This window comes from Streptomyces sp. PH10-H1 (genome assembly GCF_030063355.1).
Classification (GTDB): Bacteria; Actinomycetota; Actinomycetes; order Streptomycetales; family Streptomycetaceae; genus Actinacidiphila.
In genome coordinates, this window is the sequence record NZ_JASISZ010000008.1 from 1 (window position 1) to 20,309 (window position 20,309).

Sequence of the window (20,309 nt, forward strand, 5' to 3'; positions counted from 1 at the left end):
GGTGGGGGACGTGGCGCGGGCCGGGCCCCGGCACGTGGGGGTGGGAGGGCTGTCGGCCGCGCCCGCCGCCGTGGCCGGCATCGGCGAGCCCGCGCGCGGTCTCGCCGGGCTGTCCGACGCCTGGCTGCAGGCGACCACCGCCGCCCGCGCGGCCCGCGCCCAGCCCCGGCTCGCACCGGTCGCCGACTGGGCCGGCCTCGGCCCGTACCGCATGCTCGCGGCGATCCCCCCGGGCGCCGCCCCCGACCCCGCCGTACGCCCCCTGCTGGAGCCGTCCCACCGCGAACTCGCCCGCACCGCCGAGGTCTACCTCGACTGCGCCGGCCAGGCCGGCCGCACCGCCGCCGCCCTCGCCATCCACCGCCAGACCCTCTACTACCGCCTCTCCCGCATCGAACAGCTCACCGGCCTCGACCTCGACGAGGGCGAGGACCGGCTGCTGCTGCACATGGCGTTGAAGGCCGCACGGCTGTGATCGGCCGGCTGCGGTCCTGCGGGAGTCCTAGAGACGGTCGATTTCGGTGAGATCGATGTCGATGGTGAAGGGGACGCAGATTTTCAAGCGCTTGTGGTGGATGCCCGCGTGCACGTACTTCTTGGCGACCTGGTCCAGCTCGTAGACGTGGACGATCGGCTCGCCCACCTCTGACTGCTCGACGAGCCAGAAGTTCGGGATGCCCGCTTCCGCGTAGAGCTGGGGCTTGCGATTGCGGTCACGCGCCACGGACTCCGGGGAGACCACTTCCACGGCGAGAACGACATCCTCGACGAGATAGCGGGTCTCGTTGAGCCCCTCGTCGGCCACCGCTTCCGCGCGTACGACAGAGATGTCCGGCTCAGGACGGTTGTGCCGGTCCAGAACGATCGTCATCTCCCGGCGTACCCGCAGTGTCTCGGGGACGGAGCGTCGCAGTCCGTTCACCAGGACATCCATGACCAGCGTGTGGAAACTCTTCTGCGGGCTCACGAAGACAAGGCTCCCGTCGATCAGCTCTGTGTGCGGCGGGAGATCGGGAATGCGGTCAAGGTCGTCCGCGGTGAATCCATCCACGGGCGGGAAGGCCCAGGCCGGAAGCGGTTGGGCAGTCATGATTCCTCCCATGGACGGCATTCTGTCCGCAGCGTCCAGCGTAGCGGGAGGGAATGACGAAGCCGCCCCTCGAACGAATGAAGGGCGGCTGCGTCGCTGACGTCCGGGCCATGGCCGGTCGGTGACCTGCGGTCAGTCGGTGAGGTCCACCGCGCGGGCCGACGTGGCGCCGATTTCCTCTGCGATCTCCGCGAGGGCGGCCGGCGGGATGGAGGTGTCGACGGTGAGGGCCACGAGGGCCTCGCCGCCGACCGTCGCACGAGCGACCTGCATGCCCGCGATGTTGACGCCGGCCTCACCGAGGATGCGGCCGACGGTGCCGACGACGCCGGGGCGGTCGGTGTAGCGGAGGAAGGCCATGTGGTCGGCGAGGACCAGGTCCACGTCCTCGTCACCGACGGCGACGATCTTCTGGATGTTCTTGGGGCCGGCCAGCGTGCCGGAGACCGAGACCTCCGCGCCACTCGACAGGGTGCCGCGCACCGTGACCATGTTGCGGTGGTCGGGGGACTCGCTCGACGTGGTCAGCCGGACCTCGACACCGCGCTCCTGGGCGAACAGCGGCGCGTTGACGTAGGAGACCGTCTCGGCGACGACGTCCTCGAAGACGCCCTTGAGCGCCGAGAGTTCGAGCACCTTCACGTCGTGCTGGGTGATCTCGCCGCGGACCTCGACATCGAGCCGGGCGGCGACCTCGCCGGCGAGCGCGGTGAAGATCCGGCCGAGCTTCTCGGCGAGCGGCAGGCCGGGCCGTACGTCCTCGGCGATGACGCCGCCCTGGACGTTGACCGCGTCCGGTACCAGCTCACCGGCGAGCGCGAGGCGGACGGACTTGGCGACGGCGATGCCGGCCTTCTCCTGCGCCTCATCGGTGGAGGCGCCCAGGTGCGGGGTGGCCACCACGTTGTCGAACTGGAAGAGCGGGGAGTCGGTGCACGGCTCCTTCGCGTACACGTCCAGGCCCGCGCCCGCGACGCGGCCCTCCTTCAGCGCCGAGGCGAGCGCCTCCTCGTCGACGATCCCGCCGCGCGCGGCGTTCACGATCCGGACCGACGGCTTGACCTTGTGGAGGGCGTCCTCACCGATCAGGCCGATGGTCTCGGGGGTCTTGGGGAGGTGGACGGTGATGAAGTCCGCGATTTCCAGCAGCTCGTCGAGAGCGAGGAGCTTGACGCCCATCTGTGCGGCCCGCGCCGGCTGCACATAGGGGTCGTACGCGACGATCTTCATACCGAACGCGGACATGCGCTGAGCGACCAGCACGCCGATCCGGCCGAGGCCGACCACGCCGAGGGTCTTCTCGGCCAGCTCCACACCGGTGTACTTGTTCCGCTTCCATTCGCCGTTCTTGAGCGCGGCGTTGGCCGGAGCGATGTTCCGGGCGGAAGCGATGAGCAGGCCGCAGGCCAGCTCGGCGGCGGTGACGATGTTGGACGTCGGCGCGTTGACGACCATGACGCCGGCCTTGGTCGCGGCGGAGACGTCGACATTGTCCAGACCGACACCCGCGCGGGCGACGACGCGCAGCTTGGGCGCGGCGGCGATGGCTTCCGCATCGACCTTGGTGGCGCTTCGGACCAGGATGGCGTCGGCATCCTTGATCGCGGAGAGCAACTCACCCCGGTCGGCGCCGTTGCAGTGCCGGATGTCGAAATCCGGCCCCAGCGCGCCGACGGTGGCGGGCGACAGCTCTTCGGCGATGAGTACGACAGGCTTCTGGCTCACGTGGTCCTCACTTGTCCTTCGTGGGCGGCCGGTCCCGCGGACGCCCAGGGAGGGAGGGGATGGCATGCCGCGTGGTAGACGCACGACGCTGTGAGCCTGACGCGCTTGATGTTTAGCAGTGTATCGGCGACGCCGAGTACGACTTGTGCCTTGGTGGAAGGATCACCCGCACGTGGGTGTACGCCGTGGACAACGGTGCGGGGCGGCCGCTGTGACCGCCCCGCACCCGATGAGGCTTACGCCTTGTCGTCGACCCAGCTCATGAGCTTGCGGAGCTTCTTGCCCGTGGTCTCGAGCAGGTGGTTCTCGTCGGCCTTCTTGTACTTGTTGTAGTTCGGGAGGCCGGCGTTGTACTCGGCGATCCAGTTGTTGGCGAAGGTGCCGTCCTGGATCTCGGCGAGGACCTTCTTCATCTCGACCTTGGTCTGGTCGTTGATGATGCGGGGGCCGGTGACGTAGTCGCCCCACTCGGCGGTCTCGGAGACCGACCAGCGCATCTTCTCCAGGCCGCCCTCGTACATGAGGTCCACGATCAGCTTGAGCTCGTGGAGGCACTCGAAGTACGCGATCTCGGGCTGGTAGCCGGCCTCGACGAGGGTCTCGAAGCCCGCCTTGACGAGCGCCGAGGCGCCGCCGCACAGGACCGCCTGCTCGCCGAAGAGGTCGGTCTCGGTCTCCTCGGTGAAGGTGGTCTTGATGACGCCGGCGCGGGTGCCGCCGATGCCCTTCGCGTAGGACAGGGCGAGCTCGAACGCCTTGCCGGTCGCGTCCTGCTCGACACCCGCGATGCACGGGACGCCGCGGCCCTCTTCGTACTGGCGGCGGACCAGGTGGCCCGGGCCCTTCGGGGCGACCAGGGCGACGTCGACACCGGCCGGCGGCTTGATGAAGCCGTAGCGGATGTTGAGGCCGTGGCCGAAGAAGAGGGCGTCGCCGTCCTTGAGGTTGTCCTTGATGGACTCCTCGTAGACCTTGGCCTGGATCGGGTCCGGGACCAGGATCATGATGACGTCGGCCTCGGTGGCGGCCTCCGCGACGCTGACCACGCGCAGGCCCTGCTCCTCGGCCTTGACCTTGGACTTGGAGCCCTCGTGCAGGCCGACGCGCACGTCGACGCCGGAGTCGCGCAGCGACAGCGCGTGGGCGTGGCCCTGGCTGCCGTATCCGATGACCGCGACCTTGCGGCCCTGGATGATGGAGAGGTCGGCGTCGTCGTCGTAGAACAGCTCGGCAGCCACTTGGGATATCTCCTTGGTTCTGGTGGATTGCCCACACAGTACGTCCGGTGGGCGGAAGAAAGCTTGTCGGTCTCGCCATGCGGTCCCCGGCGTGCCGCGGTGGTGCTGCGGTGGTTCAGGGACCGCTCTTGCTACGCGGAGCGGTCGAGGGCGCGCAGCGAGCGGTCGGTGATGGAGCGGGCGCCACGCCCTATCGCGATGGTGCCGGACTGCACCAGCTCCTTGATGCCGAAGGGTTCCAGCATCTTGAGCATCGCTTCGAGCTTGTCCGCGCCGCCGGTGGCCTCGATCGTGACCGCCTCGGGGGAGACGTCCACGGTCTTGGCGCGGAACAGCTGGACGATCTCGACGATCTTGGATCGGGACTCGTTGTCGGCCCGCACCTTCACCAGGACGAGTTCCCGCTGAACGGCGCCGGCCGGCTCCAGTTCGACGATCTTCAGGACGTTCACCAGCTTGTTGAGCTGCTTGGTGACCTGCTCCAGCGGAAGCTCGTCGATCACGTTGACGACGATCGTGATGCGGGAGATCTCGGGGTGCTCGGTGGTGCCGACCGCGAGGGAGTCGATGTTGAAGCCGCGGCGGGAGAACAGCGCGGTGATCCTGGCCAGGACGCCGGGCTTGTTCTCCACCAGGACGGAGAGCGTGTGCTTGGACATGTCGCTTCGTTCCTTCTCTCGGTCCTGCGCCTCAGTCTTCCTGGCCATCGCTGAAGTCCGGGCGGACATCGCGGGCGGCCAGGATCTCGTCATTGGAGGTACCAGCGGCGACCATCGGCCACACCATGGCGTCCTCGTGAACGATGAAGTCCACGACCACCGGGCGGTCGTTGATGGAGTTGGCCTTGGCGATGACCGCGTCCAGGTCGTCCGGGCTCTCGCAGCGCAGGCCCACGCAGCCCATCGCCTCGGACAGCTTGACGAAGTCCGGGACGCGGGTGCCGCGGTTGACCGTCGAGCCGACGCCGACGGTCGAGCCGCTGTCGGCGTTGGTCTCACCGGCGTGCAGCACGGTGTTGGAGAACCGCTCCCCGTAGAAGAGGTTCTGCCACTGCCGGACCATGCCCAGGGCGCCGTTGTTGATGATGGCGACCTTGATCGGGATGTTGTTGAGCGCGCAGGTGACCAGCTCCTGATTGGTCATCTGGAAGCAGCCGTCACCGTCGACCGCCCAGACGGTCGCGCCGGGGACGCCTGCCTTGGCGCCCATCGCGGCGGGCACCGCGTACCCCATGGTCCCGGCGCCGCCGGAGTTGAACCAGGTGTTGGGCTTCTCGTACTTGATGAACTGCGCGGCCCACATCTGGTGCTGGCCGACGCCGGCCGCGAACAGGGTGCCCTCGGGGGCCAGCTGGCCGATCCGCTCGATGACCTGCTGCGGTGACAGGCTGCCGTCGTCGGGGGTGTCGTACCCCAGCGGGTAGGTGTCGCGCCAGCGGTTGAGGTCCTTCCACCAGTCGGTGTAGTCGCCCTTGTGACCGGCCTCGTGGTCCGCCTGGACCGCGACGATGAGGTCGGCGAGGACCTCGCGGGCGTCGCCGACGATCGGCACGTCCGCGGCGCGGTTCTTGCCGATCTCGGCGGGGTCGATGTCGGCGTGCACGATCTTCGCGAGCGGGGCGAAGGTGTCGAGCCGGCCGGTGACCCGGTCGTCGAACCGGGCGCCGAGGGCGACCAGCAGGTCGGCCTTCTGCAACGCGGTGACCGCGGTGACGTCACCGTGCATGCCGGGCATGCCGACGTGCTGCGGGTGGCTGTCGGGGAAGGAGCCGAGGGCCATCAGGGTGGTGACGACCGGTGCGCCGGTCAGCTCGGCCAGGATCCGCAGCTCGGCGGTGGCGCGGGCCTTCATGACGCCGCCGCCGACGTACAGCACCGGGCGCTCGGCCTCGTTGATCAGCCGGGCGGCCTCACGGATCTGCTTGGCGTGCGGCTTGGTCACCGGACGGTAGCCGGGCAGGTCCATCTGCGGCGGCCAGGAGAACGTCGTCTGGTTCTGCAGCGCGTCCTTGGCGATGTCGACCAGGACCGGGCCCGGACGGCCGGTGGAGGCGATGTGGAACGCCTCGGCGATGGTCCGCGGGATGTCGTCGGCCTTGGTCACCAGGAAGTTGTGCTTGGTGATCGGCATCGTGATGCCGCAGATGTCCGCCTCCTGGAAGGCGTCGGTGCCGATCGCCTTGGAGGCGACCTGACCGGTGATCGCGACCAGCGCGACGGAGTCCATGTGGGCGTCGGCGATCGGCGTCACGAGGTTGGTGGCGCCAGGACCCGAGGTGGCCATGCACACCCCGACCTTGCCGGTGGCCTGCGCGTAGCCGGTGGCGGCGTGGCCGGCGCCCTGCTCGTGGCGGACCAGGATGTGCCGCACCTTGACGGAGTCCATCAGCGGGTCGTAGGCCGGCAGGATCGCACCGCCCGGGATGCCAAATACGGTGTCGGCGCCGACCGCCTCGAGAGAACGGATGAGGGACTGTGCGCCCGTCATGCGCTCGACGGTGGCGGGCGTGTGCCCTCCGCTACGGGCCCGCTGCTGCGGATGGGGGGCCCCGGTGGCCTGCTCGGTCATCTGCGTTCTCTTCTCTCGAAGATGAGTTTCTTCTGGGTGCCAGGCAACAAAAAACCCCTCGTGCCGTTAGGCAAGCGAGGGGAGCGCGCCGGTGCGTTGTCCAAGGCGATGGTGGGCCTCGGTCAGCCGACGCGCTTTCCAAGTACGAGAATTCGGGTGCGCATGGCCACGACCTTCCTCCGGGACCCCTTGGAGTGTCAAGCGGGTGGGACGGGCGTCTCAGCATTTGAGCGAAGCGGGTCACCCGTTCCGGTGCATCCGGTGTGCCGCACCGGGCGCGGACCGCTGGTCAGGGCGCTGGAGCCGTGTGGTACGGGGTACCCGCCGCGGGACAGCGAGCCCCGCAGCCGGTGCTCGTCGAGCGGACCGGAGAAGGCCATCCCCTGGCCGTGGGTACAGCCCATGGCGCGCAGCGCGAGGACCTGCTCGGGCCGGTCCACACCATCGGCCACGGTGCGGATGCCCAGGTCCTCGGCGATCCGCAGCAGCCCCGAGGTGATCTTGTGGAGCCGGGCGGACTCGACGACACCCTCGACGAAGGTGCGGTCGAGTTTGAGTACGTCCACCGGGAGCCTGCGCAGCGCGGTCATCGCGGCGTATCCGGCGCCGAAGCCGTCGAGGGCGATCTGCACCCCCAGCCGGCGCAGCGCCGACAGCCTGCGCTCCAGCTCCTCGAAGGAGATCCGCGGGTCGCTGTCGGTCAGCTCGAGGACCAGCCCGCCGGTCGGCAGCTCATGACGGCTCAGCAGCGTCTCGATGCTGCCCAGCGGCAGATCGCGGTGCATCAGCCGGCGGACGGACATCCGGACGGCCACCGGCACGGGATGTCCCGCGCCGTGCCGGAGCGCGGCCTGCTCGACGGCTTCCTGCAGCAGCCAGCGGCTCAGCTCGGCGGTGCGGTCGGTGTCCTCCGCCACCCGGAGGAACTCGGCGGGGGTGAACAGGATCCCCTGGGCGGAGCGCCAGCGGGCCTGTGCCTCGACGGCGGCGACACGGCCGGTCCTCAGCTCGACCACGGGCTGGTGCAGCAGGGTGAACTCCCCGTCGTGCAGGGCGTTGCGCAGCCGGGTGGCCAGCTCCGCGCGGCGCACCACATCGGCCTGCATCTGGGGCGCGTACATCTCGACCCGCCCCTTTCCCGCCTGTTTCGCGCGGTACATCGCCAGGTCGGCGTTGCGCATGAGCTCGCTGGGGGTGATCCCCGGCTCGGCGAAGGCCACGCCGATGCTGGCCGCGACCCGGACCTCGCCGGACTCCACCCGGTACGGCTCGGAGAGGGCGGAACGCAGCCGGTCGGCGATCTCGTGGATCTGGTACTCCCGCAGCCGCCGGTCCGCGCTCCCGCCACAGATGAGGGCGGCGAATTCATCGCCGCCCAATCGTGCCGCCGTGTCCCCGGACCGGACCGACTCCTGGAGCCGCCGGGCCGCCTGGACGAGAAGTTCGTCACCGGCCTGGTGGCCGACCGTATCGTTGACCGCTTTGAACCCGTCGAGGTCGACGAAGAGCACCGCCGCCTCGCCGTCGCCGTTGCGGCGGCCGCCCAGTGCCCGGCTGACCCGTTCGGTGAACAGGGCCCGGTTGGGCAGGTCGGTGAGCGGGTCGTGCGAGGCGTTGTGCTGGAGCTGGGCCTGCAGCCGCACCCGTTCGGTCACATCGCGGCTGTTGAAGATCAGCCCGCCCTGGTAGCGGTTGACGCTGGACTCGACATTGAGCCAGCCGCCGTCGCCGTCCCGGCCGCGCCCGGCGCGGATACGGCATTCGATGCGCGTAGCGGGCTCCGCGGCGGGCGAGGCGGCGAGAAACCTGCGGACCTCGTGCACCACCCTCCCCAGGTCCTCGGGATGGATGTGGGAGGCGAGTTCGGTGCCGACCATGTCCTCGGCGCCGCGGCCGTACACGCCCTGGGCGGCGGGGCTCACATAGCGGAGCACGCCGGTGGGCGCGGCGATCATGATGACGTCGCTGGAGCCCTGCACCAGGGACCGGAAGTGGTTCTCCTTCTGGGCCAGCTCCTGGGTGAGGGAGATGTTGTCGAGCAGCATGATGCCCTGGCGGACCACGAGCGCGAGGACGACGGTGCAGCCGGTGAGGAGCACCACCTGGTCGATCTTCCGGTTGTCGATCACGTTGTAGAGGATGCCGAGGGTGCAGACCGCCGCCGCGAGGTACGGGATGAGAGCGGCCAGCGAGCCCGCGACCTTGCGGCTGGAGTGCGACGTGGCGCGCGGGGCCTCGAGCCGGGCCAGGTCGCGTCTGCCCGCCCAGGGCGCGTACGCGAGCAGCATGCTGCCGGCGAACCAGCCGGCGTCCAGGATCTGCCCGGAGTGGTATTGGTCGCGCCAGAGCGGCGAGCTGAACAGGGCGTCGCACAGCACCGTCAGAGCGAGCGCGGCGATGGCGGTGTTGACAGCCGCGCGGTTCACCGAGGAGCGCCGGAAGTGCAGCGCCAGCACCATGCTGGCGAGCGCGATGTCCAGCAGCGGGTAGGCGAGCGCCAGCGCGGCATGGGCGGTGCTCTGGCCCTTCAGGTTCGCGTCGTGCGCGAGCGCGAGGCTCCAGGACAGCGTGACCAGCGAGCCGCCGATCAGCCAGGTGTCGAGCCCGAGGCAGATCCAGCCGGCCCGGGTCACCGGGCGCTTGGCGAGCACCAGCAGACCGATGATGGCGGGCGGCGCGAAGAGCAGGAAGCAGAAGTCGGCCACCGAGGTCGTCGGGACGGACGTGCCCAGGACCACTTCGTACCAGCCCCAGGTGCCGTTGCCGGTCGCCACCATGGCGGACGACACGGCGAACAGGAACCAGGCCGGCCGCTCCCGGCCGGAGAGCGTCCGGGCGTAGACGAACGAGGAGATGCTCGCGGTGCCCGCGGCGGCGGAGAGCCCGAAGTCGCCCATGAAGCGGGCCACCCCCGCGGACCCCCAGCCCAGCGCGGCGCCGGTGGCATAGCCGCCGCAGAGCACGGCGACGAGGAATTGGGGCAACAGTCCCGCCCTGCCGCCCTGGACGGGTGACTGGGCGAGCACCGCCCCGGTCGAACTCACCACGTGGTCCGGTGTCGCCGTCGCGGACCGCCACGGTACCGCGTCAGGTTGTCTCGCCATTGGCCGTACATCGCCCGTCGCCCCCCTCGCTTGCTGATCTTTCGCGCGCCGTCATGACCCCCTGGGTGTCCGCGGCACGTCCCCCGGTCGGGACGATACACCAGACTCGTCACTCAGGGACATAGTTCCTCTACACAGCGTAACCGCAAGGGAGATCACCGCCACTGGCTGCAGTCACCGGGTGCCGCGGACCCTCCGCCGGGGGCGTCAGGTGGTGGTGACCACGTTGTTCAGCGGCTCTCCTGTGGCAAAACGGAACAACTGGGCGCGCAGCAGCCGCTTGGCCCTCGGGAGAAACGCGGAGGTGCTGCCGCCGACGTGCGGGCTGATGAGAAGGCCGGGAACGTGCCAGAGCGGGTGCCCGGCGGGCAGCGGTTCGGGGTCTGTGACATCGAGTGCCGCCAGCAGTCGTCCGGACTCCAGTTCTGCGAGCAGCGCTTTGGTGTCGACCACGGGACCGCGTGCGACGTTCACCAGGAGTGCGCCGTCCTTCATCCGCGACAGGAACTCCGCTCCCGCCAGCCCCCTGGTCGCCTCGGTGAGCGGCGTGGACAGGATCACCACATCGGCCTGCGGGAGGAGTTCGGGCAGTTCGGAGAGAGCGTGCACGGGGCCGCGCGGGGAGGGGCGCGCGGTGCGGGCGACGCGCACGACGTCGCACTCGAAGGGCGTGAGCCGGTCCTCGATCGCGGTGCCGATCGCTCCGTAGCCGATGACGAGCACATTCTTGTCGGCGAGCGCCGGGTAGAAGCCGTCGCGCCACTCCTCGGCGTCCTGGCCGCGCACGAAGCGCGGGATGCCGCGCAGGGAGGCGAGGACGAGCGCGAGGGTGAGTTCGGCGGTGCTCGCCTCGTGCACCCCGCGTGCGTTGCACAGCCGCACGCCGGGCGGCAGCTGCCCGAGGTGCCCGGCGACGTTGTCGACGCCCGCGCTCAGGGTCTGTACGACGCGGACGCCCGTCATGCGGGACAGCGGCCGCACCGCGACGGCGGCGCCCTTCATGTACGGGACGACGTAGAACGCGGCCTCGGCCGGGTCCGCCGGAAAGTCGTCCGCACCGTCCCAGAAGAGGTAGTCCAGCCCGGTGGGCAGCGCGCCGATCTCCTCGGCGGGAATGGGCAGCCAGACCTGGGGCCGGTGGTTCAGCAACGTGTCAGCCATGGTCAGGAGGCTATGCGATGCGCCGTCGGAGGGGGACGTTACCTTGGTCCACGCCCCTGTTGGGGCGCGGTGAGGAGGGCAGGCCAGGTGGAGCGCAGGACAATCGGTGCGGCAGCTCTCGAAGTGGGCGCCGTGGGCCTGGGATGCATGCCCATGAGCTGGGCGTACAGCGCTTCGCGGCAGGACGGCGAGGGATCCCTGCGGGCGGTGCACACCGCGCTCGACAGCGGGACGTCCCTGCTGGACACGGCGGACATGTACGGCCCGTTCACCAACGAACTCCTGGTCGGGCGGGTGCTGCGGGAGCGCCGCCGGGATGTCTTCGTCTCCACCAAGTGCGGTCTGCTGGTGGGCGAACAGCACATCGTGGCCAACGGACGGCCCGGGTACATCAAGCGGGCCTGTGACGCGTCGCTGCGGCGGCTGCAGACCGATGTCATCGACCTGTACCAGCTGCACCGGATCGACGCGGAGGTCCCCATCGAGGAGACCTGGGGCGCGATGGCGGAGCTGGTGGCGGCCGGCAAGGTGCGCTCGCTGGGGCTGTGCGCGGTCGGAGCGCGCGGGAACCGGCGTACCGGCTCCCATATGCACGATGAAACGATCCGGCAATTGGTGCGCGCCCAGCAGGTGTTCCCGGTGAGCTGTGTGCAGGCGGAGCTGTCTGTGTGGTCCACCGAGGCGCTGGAGGCGCTGCTGCCGTGGTGCGCGGCCCGCGGCGTGGGATTCATGGCCGCGATGCCGCTCGGCAATGGCTTCCTCACCGGCACCCTCACCCCGGGGCAGGGCTTCGAGCCGGACGATCTGCGGGCCCGGCATCCCCGGTTCACGGCCGAGATGATGGCCTCCAACCAGCCGATCGTGGCGGGGCTGCGGCGGATCGCGGAACGGCTCGGCGCGACTCCCGCGCAGGTGGCGCTGGCCTGGGTGCTGGGCCAGGGGCCCGGCGTGGTCCCGGTGCCGGGCACGAAGACGGAGCGCTGGGCGGCGGAGAACGCGGGGGCGGCCGGACTGCGCCTGGCGGCGGCGGACTTCGCGGAGATCGCGGCGCTGCCCGCGGTACGGGGCTCCTGGGACTGACCCGTGCCGGTTCCCGCCACCGGCGGGAGACTGAGGAGGGGCTCGCGCGGGACCGGCGAGAACCGGAGGGAACGGAGTGGTGGCCGATGGGAACCGGGAAGAGCCGGGCGGCGCGGGTCCGATGTGTGCTGGAATTTCCCGGGGGTCGTCCCCTGGCCCCTGGCCGGCATCGCGGAGCGGAACCCCGTGGCGCCGTCGCGGGGGACAACGAGGGGGGACCCGCAGTGCACCGCCGTACCACCACCGTGACCGCCGTGCTCGCCGCTGCCGCACTCCTGGCGGCGGGCTGCTCGTCGCCCGACGGCGGGGTCGTGGGCCCGTCGCCCACGAAGAAACCGTCCGCGTCCGCCGCCACCACCCCCGCCCCCTCCGCGTCGGAGTCCGCCGCTCCCGCGACGGGCACCGCCGAGGTGGCCGGGACCCTCGCCACCGGCCTCACCACCCCCTGGGGCGTGGCCGAACTGCCGGACGGGGCCGTGCTGGTCGCCTCGCGGGACACCGGGAAGATCCTCCGGGTCGATCCCGCCACCGGGAAGACCACCGAGGTCGGCTCGGTACCGGGAGTGGCGGGCGGAACGCCGGGGGGTGAGGGCGGTCTGCTCGGGCTCGCGATCTCCCCCGCGTTCGGCTCGGACCGGCTCGTGTACGCGTACTTCACCACCGCCGACGACAACCGCATCGCCAGGATGCTCTACGACCCGGCCAGGACCGCCGGCCAGCAGCTGGGGGCGCCCGACACGATCCTGCGCGGCATTCCCAGCGGCACCAATCACAACGGCGGGCGGATCGCCTTCGGCCCGGACAAGATGCTCTACGCCGGTACCGGCGAGAGCGGGAACGGTCCGCTGGCCCAGGACAAGAAGTCGCTGGGCGGGAAGATCCTGCGGATGACCCCGGACGGGCTGCCCGCGGAGGGCAATCCCGATCCCGGTTCCGTGGTCTATTCCTACGGCCACCGCAATGTGCAGGGCCTGGCCTGGGACGCGAAGGGGCGCCTGTGGGCCGCGGAGTTCGGGCAGAACACCTGGGACGAGCTGAACCTCATCGAGCCGGGCAGGAACTACGGCTGGCCGGTCGTCGAGGGTCAGGCCCATCAGGCCGGATACGTCGACCCCGTCGTGCAGTGGCCCACCGCGGACGCCTCCCCCAGCGGCATCGCCTACGCCGCCGGCTCCATCTGGATGGCCTCCCTCAGGGGCGAGCGGCTGTGGCGCATCCCGCTGGACGGCACGAAGGCCGCGGCAGCGCCGCAGGCGTTCTTCACCGGAACCTACGGGCGGCTGCGTACGGTGGTCACCCTGGAGGACGGCACCCTGCTGCTGACGACCAGCAACACGGACGGACGGGGCCGGCCCAAGCCCGGCGACGACCGCATCCTGCGGCTCACGGTCGGCTGACACCGGGAAGGTACGCGATGTTCAATCCCATCGACGACCTGTTCGCTCCTGGGCGCAAGCACACCGAGGACGAACGGAACCGGCTGGAGCTGACCAGGGAGGACGCGGGCGACAACGATCCCGGCCGCGGCTCGATCGACCTCGAGTCCGGGAAGGTCGTCATACGGACGGAACGGTGAACAGCCGCAGCCGGTGCGCCAGGGCGGCCGCCTCACCACGGCCGGAGACGCTCAGCTTGGCCAGGATGTTGGACACGTGCACGCTCGCCGTCTTCGGCGAGATGAACAGCTCCTCGGCGATCTGACGATTCGTCCGGCCGTCGGTGACCAGCCGCAGCACATCACGTTCCCGTGCGGTCAGGCCCAGGGCCTCGGCCGGATCGACGGGCTCGTCCGCCGCGGAGCTCGTCCGCGGGCGGTCGTGGCCGGCGTGGCCGGCGTGGACGGCGTGCTCGCGCAGCGACAGCCGGGCGCGCTGAGCGAGCAGCGCGATCTCGTCCGCCAGCGGACGCGCGCCGAGAGCTTCCGCGCCGGCGTGGGCGAGCGCGAGAAGCGCGCCGGCCTCCTCCCGGGTCTCCCGGGTCTCCCGGGCCTCGCCGGTCTCATGGCCGGTGGCGAGCAGCGCCTCGGCCCACCGGTAACGGGCCAGGGTCAGCTCGTACGGGCGCTCCAGCGGCTCGAAGGCGCGGGCCGTCGCGGCCCACTGCCCGGGCGCGGCATGTCCCTCGGCTCGGGCCAGTTCGGCGTCCACGAGCAGGGCGTACGCGTCCCAGACCGGAGCGAGCCGGGGCAGCGCGGCCGCGGTGGCGCGGATGCGCCGGAGCAGCTGGGCGCGGTCCTGATCGTCGACAGTCATCCAGGGCGCGTCCGCCTCGGCGGCGGCGCCCGCGGCCAGCATCGGCCACGCGTAACGGGAGGTGCCGGGCACGAATCCCGCGTCCAGCCCGTCGCTCAGGGCGGCACGGGCCTCGGCGAAGCGGCCCCGCCGGGCGGCGATCTCCAGCGTCAGCGTGCGGATGGGGAGCAGGTGCTGCGGCTGGGAGTCATGGAGGAAGCTCTCACGGGCGGCTTGCGCGTACTCCTCGGCCCGCTCGGTCTGGCCGCGGCGCACCGCGAGGAAGGCGAGGTACATCGCCTGTTCGCCGGCCGCCATCAGCCCCGAGGCGTTGGTGCGGGACCACTGGACGGCCGCTTCGCTCCGCTCCCACAGCCCGAGGGAGAACAGCGATTCGCCCTCGTTGCCGCGCAGATAGGCGCGCACGCTGCGGGTGGCGATCTCGCGGACCAGCTCGCCGCCCTCGACGGAGACCGCGACGGCTTCACGGGACCGGCCGATGCCCTCCAGGGCCGAGGCCAGATTGCCGTGGGCGCGGCCGATGAGGCCGGGAAGCCCTAGCTCCCGCGCTTCGCGGCAGACGTCCTCGGCCAGCGCCAGGCCGCCCTCGACGTCGCCGGAGTCGACATGGAGCAGGCCGAGGGTCAGCCGGGCGTTCAGTTCCGTCTCGCGGGCGCCGACCTGGCGCGCCAGCTCCATGGCCCGCTCGGCCGTGGCGATGCCTTCGGCACCGGACTTGTGGATCATCGTCCAGCCGGCGACGAAGGCGAGCACGTCCGCGTGGACGGCGGACGGCGGCAGGTCGCGTACGAGCTCCTGGGCGCGGGCCACGTCCTCCCAGCCGTCGCCCCGGCCCAGGTCCTGGACCAGCCGGGAGCGCTGGGCCCTGAACCAGGCGGCACGCAGCGCGTCCGACTCGTCGATCAGCCGCAGCGCCCGCTTGGTCACGGCGAAGGCGCGCTCGGGCTCACCGCTCAGCCGGGCGGACACGGTGATCTCGGCCAGCAGGTCGAGGAAGCTCAGCGGGGTGTCGGGGTGGCAGCCGCACGGCGGATAGACCTCGGCGTAGTCGGCGGGACGCAGTCCGGCGCGGATCTCCTCCGGGGCGTCGTCCCACAGGTCCAGGGCCCGCTCCAGCAGCCCGTGCTGCTCGGCGTAGGCGTGCCGGTGCCGGGCCTCGACGGAGGCGCGCAGCACGGCGGGAAGGGCTTTGGCCGGGTCGTGGGCGTTGTACCAGTAGCTGGCCAGCCGGGCGGCGCGCTCATCGGTGCGGACCAGTCCAGGGCCGGCCTCCAGGGCCTGTGCGTAGCGGCGGTTGATCCTGCTGCGCTCACCGGGCAGCAGATCGTCGCTGACGGCCTCGCGGACCAGGGAGTGCCGGAAGCGGTAGCCGTCGCCGTCATCGGAGGGCAGCAGGATGTTGGCGCCCACACAGGCGCGCAGCGCCTCGATGAGGTCGTCCTCGGAAAGGCCCGCGACGGCCGCGAGCAGCGGGTACTCGACAGTTGTGCCGCCCTCGGCGACGATCCGGGCGGCGCGCTGGGCGTCCTCGGGAAGCGTTTCGAGACGCACCAGCAGCAGGTCGCGCAGCGAATCGCTCAGGCCGGTGGCGCAGCCCTGCTGAATGCTGACGGCCAGTTCCTCCACGAAGAACGGATTGCCGTCGGACCGGTCGAAGACCCGGTCGACGAGGTCGCTCTTGGGCTCGGCGGCCATGATGCCGGTGATCTGGCAGCGGACCTCCGCGCGGCTGAACCGGGACAGCTCGATCCGCCCGACCGTACGCATCCGGTCCAGCTCGGCGAGGAAGGGCCGCAGCGGGTGCCTGCGGTGGATGTCGTCGGACCGGTAGGTGGCCACGACCACGAGACGGCCGCGGTGCAGCGACCGGAAGAGGTAGGCGAGCAGTTCGCGGGTGGAGCGGTCACCCCAGTGCATGTCCTCCAGGACGAGGACCACGGTGCGGTCGGCCGCCAGCCGCTCCAGCAGCCGGGCGGTGAGCTCGAAGAGCCGGATCCGGCCGTCGTCGTCGTGCGATTCGCGTGATACCTGGTGGTGCTCGCCGAGTTCCGGCAACAGCCGGGACAGCTCACCGGCCTGGTTTCCGGCCGCCGCGGTCAGCTCGTCCCCGAGCTGCCGGTACAGCGAGCGCAGCGCCGTGGCCACCGGCGCGAACGGCAGGCCGTCCGCGCCGATCTCCACGCAGCCGCCGACGGCGGTGACCGCGCCCACGGCGGCGGCCGCGCAGAGGAACTCCTCGGTAAGACGGGTCTTGCCGACGCCCGCCTCACCGCCGATCACCAGGGCTTGCGGCTCGCCCGCGTCGGCGCGGGCGAGCGCGGAGGCGAGCCGGGTCAATTCGGAGTCGCGGCCGACGAAGACGGGACTGACGGACTGGGTCTGCACGCTGCTGAGCATCGCACGGGGGTCCGACAGCGCGGTAGCGGATATCACCTTCATACCGCCGTGTGGTGCCGTACTACCCGCAGGGCGCGTCCCACCCGTCCGGTCCGCTGATTCACCCGCCCCTCGCGGCGTGCCTCGCGCAGCGCCTCGCGCTGGACCTTCCGCTCGCTCCGGCGTACGGCGATGACGGCGCGGGCCTGGTTCTCCTCAGCGGCCGCGCGCTGGAGTTCCGCGCTGCGGACCCGGTGAAGTTCGAGCTCGAACATGGTGTGCTCCCCTTGGCTGTGCGGCTTGTTCCGCTGGGACAAGCCTCGTCCCCAAGGGGGGTCCGCCACATCGGGCAGCTGCCCGAACTCCGGTCGTCCGGGGTACTTAGGCCCGGTGCCGCACGGGCACGGGGGCCTTAGACCGCGGGACCCGGGGTCGCGGGGGGGCTTAGATCACTTGGTGGCGGCGACCACGGGCAGGTCGGTGAAGACGTCGAACCACATGGCCCCGGCGATCAGCATGCCGAGCACACCGAGGATCAGTCCGCCCCACGCCAGCGCCTGGCTCCAGTGGTTCCCCGCCGTGGCGGGGCGGCCGGGACGGAACAGGACCACGGAGGCGACCAGTACGGCGACCACCGCGAAGAGGCCGTTGAAGAGCGCCACGGTGTGCCAGGGGGTGCCGTATCCGGCGGCGAGCTGGGCCTGCACCGAGCCGCCCGACGTCTTGATCTGTCCGATCAGCTGCTGGCGGTCCGACATGAGGTCGCCGATCCAGGTGCCGGTCAGCGAGGAGAGGCCGAGCCCGACCGCGACGACCGCCCCCGCCCCGGCCAGTACGGTGTTCGCGGCCGGCGAACCGGCCCGCTCGTCGTCGAGATCGTCCGCGTCGAGATCGTCGGCGTCGAAACCGTCGGCGTCGAAACGGTCGGTGTCGTGCGCGTCCGCTTCCTTGCCTGCGGCGCCCTTGGCAGGACCGGCCGCCTTCGGGACGTCGAGCGCGACCGCGTCCTGGTCCACCGATGCCCCGTCCTTGGTGTCCGGTTCCGTGGCGGGCTTGTCCAGTGCGTCGGTCTTCGTGGTGTCCATGGGACGAAACCGTAGGTTCCGTTTCTGAGAGGAGCCTGAGAGCGCGCCGCGCGCGATCTTCCGTGTTGGCGACCGGAGCGCTGGCGGCCCGCTGCGGCTGCGGATCGAATACGACCGGAAGGACGGCCGCCAGGTACTGCGAGGAGCAGGGCACGACGGCCCTCGGCAACCCGCTGCTCAAGAAATAGTCCGAGCGCTCGCTCAGGAAGTAGGCGTCCGCTCCCGCTCGGCTGCCCGCGGCCCCGGCACCCACGCGGGAGCGGGAGCGGCGGCGGGAACTGGAACAGGGGCGGGAGTGGCCGGCGGTTCGATGCTGATTCTCGGGAGCCGGCGGTCCAGCCATTCTGGCAGCCACCAGTTGGCGCCGCCGAGCAGATGCATCAGCGCCGGGACCAGGAGGGTGCGCAGGATGAACGCGTCCAGGGCGACGGCCGCCGCGAGGCCGATGCCGAACATGGCGATGACGCGGTCGCCGCTGAGCACGAAGGCCAGGAAGACGGCGATCATGATGACCGCGGCCGAGTTGATCACCCGGCTGGTCTCGGCGAGCCCGACCCGTACCGCGCGCCGGTTGTCGCCGGTTTCCAGCCATTCCTCGTACATCCGGCTCACGAGGAAGACCTGGTAGTCCATCGACAGTCCGAAGAGCACCGAGACCATGATCACCGGTAGGAACGGCTCGATCGGGCCGGCCGCTCCCAGGCCCAGCAGCTCGCTCCCCCAGCCCCACTGGAAGATCGCGACGACGATCCCGAAGGACGACGCGACGGCCGCCACGTTCATCGCCGCCGCTTTCAGCGGGATGCCGATGGACCGGAAGGCCAGGAGTAGCAGCAGGCAGCCGAGGCCGACGACCGCCCCGATGAACAGCGGCAGCTTGCCGACGATGACGGACGCGAAGTCGTCGTAGCTCGCGGTCGGCCCGCCCACGTACACCTGGAGCGAGGTGCCGTCCTCGGCCTTCGGCAGCACCTCGCCGCGCAGCCGGTTCACCAGGTCCGAGGTGGCCCGCGACTGCGGGGCCGTGTCGGGCACGACGGTGATCACGCCGGTGTCACCGCTGTGGCCGACGGTCGCGGAGGTCACGGAGGCGACGCCCGGGGTGTCGCGCAGGGTCTGCGGAAGCTTGTCGAGGGCGAGCCGGGCGTCGGCGCCCTGGATGCCGGCGACGAGGGTCAGCGGCCCGTTGGTGCCGGGGCCGAACCCGTCGGCGAGCAGCTCGTACGCCTGCCGGGTGGTGGCCGTGGCCGGATTGTTGCCCTGGTCGGAGGTGCCGAGGTGCAGCGAGAGGGTGGGCAGGGCGAGGACGAGCATGACGGCCGCCGCCAGGGTTCCCAGCAGCTTGGGGTGTCGCTCCACGAAGGCCGACCAGCGGGCGGCGAGTCCGGTGGGCACCTCGGGCTGCGGGCCGTGCTCGGCCAGCTGCCGACGCTCGCGGCGGCTCAGCGCCTTGAGCCCGATCATCGACAGCAGCGCGGGCAGCAGGGTGACCGATGCGGCCACCGTCATGACGACGGTGAGCGCCGCCGCGACGGCGACGCCGTTGAGGAAGCTGAGCCGCAGGATGAGCATGCCGAGCAGCGCCACACAGACCGTGCCGCCCGCGAAGACCACCGCGCGGCCGGTCGTGGTGACGGCCTGCTCGGCCGCCTCACGCACCGGCAGGCCGCGTTTGAGCCCTCTGCGGTGCCGGGTGACGATGAACAGCGCGTAGTCGATGCCCACGCCGAGGCCGATCAGCATGCCGAGCATCGGCGCGAAGTCGGCCACCGTCATCACATGGCCGAGCAGCACGATGCCCATGGAGGCGGTGCCGACGCCCATCAGCGCGGTCGCGATCGGCAGGAGCATCGCGGCGAAGGAGCCGAAGGCCAGCAGCAGCACGAGCGCGGCGACGCCGATGCCGATGAATTCGCTGAGGTGGGCGCTGCCGCCCTCGGTGAGCCCGACGGCGGTCCCGCCCAGCTCGACCCGCAGTCCGTCGCTCTCGGCGGCCTTCGCGGTGTCCACGACGGCCTGGGCCCGGCCTGCGCCGATCTCGTCGGCGGCGCGGTCGAAGGTGATCCCGGCGTAGGCGGTGTGACCGTCCTGGCTGATCCGCCCGGCCCCCTCGGAGCCGTAGGGGCTGGTGACGGAGGCGACGCCGGGCAGCTTGGCGATCTCGTCGAGGGTGGTGGTCATCCGCCGCTCGACGCCGTCGGCGCGGACGCTGCCGTTGCCGTCGGTGTGCCAGACGACCGTGTCCGAGTCGCCGGCCTGGTGCGGGAACGCCTGCTGGAGCAGGGCGGTCGCCCGGCCGGACTCGGTACCCGGTATCTCGTAGTTGTTCGAATACGCGGAGCCGGCGACGGCGGCTCCGGCGGTGAGGCCGGCGAGTGCGACGAGCCACAGGAGAACAACAGAGAGACGACGGCGGAGACACCACCGGGCGAGTGCGGCCATTCCCTGCTTCCCTGGGTATCTCGGGTGGATCTTTCAGGGAACAGCCCTCAAAGAACGGTTCAGGTGCGGCTGTCACTCTTGCAGCGAAAAAAGATCCTTTGGTGGTTTCGTGCGCTTACTCACAGGGAAAGAGCGGCCCCCGCCATGGGGACCGCCCTCTCACCGTGGGTGCGTGCCTGCGATCGTGC

At 71.0% G+C, this 20,309-nt stretch carries 15 protein-coding genes; 4 read left to right on the plus strand and 11 right to left on the minus strand.

From position 1 onward, the window contains the following. Positions 1–475: PucR family transcriptional regulator (locus QMK24_RS07605; RefSeq protein ID WP_283464472.1), on the plus strand; the 475-nt coding region annotated here is incomplete at its 5' end. A 27-nt stretch (positions 476–502) separates the two neighbouring features. Here the strand turns inward: QMK24_RS07605 and QMK24_RS07610 are convergent. The 7 genes from QMK24_RS07610 to QMK24_RS07640 all read right to left on the minus strand — a co-directional run bounded on the left by QMK24_RS07610 (position 503) and on the right by QMK24_RS07640 (position 10,886). Continuing rightward, positions 503–1,090 (minus strand): Uma2 family endonuclease, encoded by a 588-nt coding sequence (locus QMK24_RS07610; protein ID WP_283464473.1) that lies wholly within the window; start codon positions 1,088–1,090, stop codon positions 503–505. 132 nt (positions 1,091–1,222) lie between these two features. After that, positions 1,223–2,815 carry a phosphoglycerate dehydrogenase gene (serA, locus tag QMK24_RS07615; RefSeq protein ID WP_283464474.1) on the minus strand — a complete coding sequence of 531 codons (1,593 nt, stop codon included), beginning with the start codon at positions 2,813–2,815 and terminating at the stop codon, positions 1,223–1,225. 236 nt (positions 2,816–3,051) lie between these two features. Then, positions 3,052–4,053 (minus strand): ketol-acid reductoisomerase, encoded by a 1,002-nt coding sequence (gene ilvC / locus QMK24_RS07620; protein ID WP_283464475.1) that lies wholly within the window; start codon positions 4,051–4,053, stop codon positions 3,052–3,054. A 131-nt stretch (positions 4,054–4,184) separates the two neighbouring features. Next, positions 4,185–4,712 carry an acetolactate synthase small subunit gene (gene ilvN / locus QMK24_RS07625; protein ID WP_138358736.1) on the minus strand — a complete coding sequence of 176 codons (528 nt, stop codon included), beginning with the start codon at positions 4,710–4,712 and terminating at the stop codon, positions 4,185–4,187. Between the two features lie 31 nt (positions 4,713–4,743). Beyond that, on the minus strand, positions 4,744–6,621 hold the full coding sequence (locus QMK24_RS07630) for an acetolactate synthase large subunit (RefSeq protein ID WP_283464477.1): 1,878 nt from the start codon (positions 6,619–6,621) through the stop codon (positions 4,744–4,746). A gap of 197 nt (positions 6,622–6,818) precedes the next feature. Continuing rightward, positions 6,819–9,665, minus strand: coding sequence for a putative bifunctional diguanylate cyclase/phosphodiesterase (locus tag QMK24_RS07635; protein WP_283464631.1), 2,847 nt, complete (start codon positions 9,663–9,665; stop codon positions 6,819–6,821). Positions 9,666–9,932: 267 nt separating this feature from the next. Then, entirely contained in the window at positions 9,933–10,886 is a 954-nt protein-coding gene (locus QMK24_RS07640; protein ID WP_283464478.1) for a 2-hydroxyacid dehydrogenase, read from the minus strand. An 87-nt stretch (positions 10,887–10,973) separates the two neighbouring features. Between QMK24_RS07640 and QMK24_RS07645 the strand changes: the two genes are divergently transcribed. The 3 genes from QMK24_RS07645 (at position 10,974) to QMK24_RS07655 (ending at position 13,542) form a co-directional block, all read left to right on the plus strand. Beyond that, positions 10,974–11,966: an aldo/keto reductase gene (locus tag QMK24_RS07645; RefSeq protein ID WP_283464480.1), complete on the plus strand. Its 993-nt coding sequence runs from the start codon at positions 10,974–10,976 to the stop codon at positions 11,964–11,966. A gap of 224 nt (positions 11,967–12,190) precedes the next feature. Beyond that, complete coding sequence (locus tag QMK24_RS07650; RefSeq protein ID WP_283464481.1) at positions 12,191–13,363, plus strand: PQQ-dependent sugar dehydrogenase; 1,173 nt, start codon at positions 12,191–12,193, stop codon at positions 13,361–13,363. A gap of 17 nt (positions 13,364–13,380) precedes the next feature. Then, complete coding sequence (locus QMK24_RS07655) at positions 13,381–13,542, plus strand: DUF6191 domain-containing protein (RefSeq protein ID WP_283464482.1); 162 nt, start codon at positions 13,381–13,383, stop codon at positions 13,540–13,542. Here the strand turns inward: QMK24_RS07655 and QMK24_RS07660 are convergent. From QMK24_RS07660 to QMK24_RS07675, 4 genes are all read right to left on the minus strand, one after another. Next, a complete protein-coding gene (locus QMK24_RS07660; protein WP_283464483.1) occupies positions 13,523–16,657 on the minus strand; it encodes a helix-turn-helix transcriptional regulator in 3,135 nt (1,044 codons plus the stop codon). The genes QMK24_RS07655 and QMK24_RS07660 overlap by 20 nt on opposite strands. After that, a complete protein-coding gene (locus QMK24_RS07665; RefSeq protein ID WP_283464484.1) occupies positions 16,654–16,869 on the minus strand; it encodes a hypothetical protein in 216 nt (71 codons plus the stop codon). The genes QMK24_RS07660 and QMK24_RS07665 overlap by 4 nt, the downstream gene beginning before the upstream one ends. 174 nt (positions 16,870–17,043) lie before the next feature. Beyond that, positions 17,044–17,679 carry a hypothetical protein gene (locus tag QMK24_RS07670; protein ID WP_283464486.1) on the minus strand — a complete coding sequence of 212 codons (636 nt, stop codon included), beginning with the start codon at positions 17,677–17,679 and terminating at the stop codon, positions 17,044–17,046. A 201-nt stretch (positions 17,680–17,880) separates the two neighbouring features. Further along, positions 17,881–20,121, minus strand: coding sequence for an MMPL family transporter (locus QMK24_RS07675; protein WP_283464488.1), 2,241 nt, complete (start codon positions 20,119–20,121; stop codon positions 17,881–17,883). Between the last annotated feature and the right edge of the window lie 188 nt (positions 20,122–20,309).

Coding starts and splice junctions, on each gene's coding strand:
- QMK24_RS07610 (WP_283464473.1), bottom strand. CDS start 1,090: ATGACTGCCCAACCGCTTCCGGCCTGGGCCTTCCCGCCCGTGGATGGA.
- ilvN (WP_138358736.1), bottom strand. CDS start 4,712: ATGTCCAAGCACACGCTCTCCGTCCTGGTGGAGAACAAGCCCGGCGTC.
- QMK24_RS07630 (WP_283464477.1), bottom strand. CDS start 6,621: ATGACCGAGCAGGCCACCGGGGCCCCCCATCCGCAGCAGCGGGCCCGT.
- QMK24_RS07640 (WP_283464478.1), bottom strand. CDS start 10,886: ATGGCTGACACGTTGCTGAACCACCGGCCCCAGGTCTGGCTGCCCATT.
- QMK24_RS07655 (WP_283464482.1), top strand. CDS start 13,381: ATGTTCAATCCCATCGACGACCTGTTCGCTCCTGGGCGCAAGCACACC.
- QMK24_RS07660 (WP_283464483.1), bottom strand. CDS start 16,657: ATGAAGGTGATATCCGCTACCGCGCTGTCGGACCCCCGTGCGATGCTC.
- QMK24_RS07665 (WP_283464484.1), bottom strand. CDS start 16,869: ATGTTCGAGCTCGAACTTCACCGGGTCCGCAGCGCGGAACTCCAGCGC.
- QMK24_RS07670 (WP_283464486.1), bottom strand. CDS start 17,679: ATGGACACCACGAAGACCGACGCACTGGACAAGCCCGCCACGGAACCG.
- QMK24_RS07675 (WP_283464488.1), bottom strand. CDS start 20,121: ATGGCCGCACTCGCCCGGTGGTGTCTCCGCCGTCGTCTCTCTGTTGTT.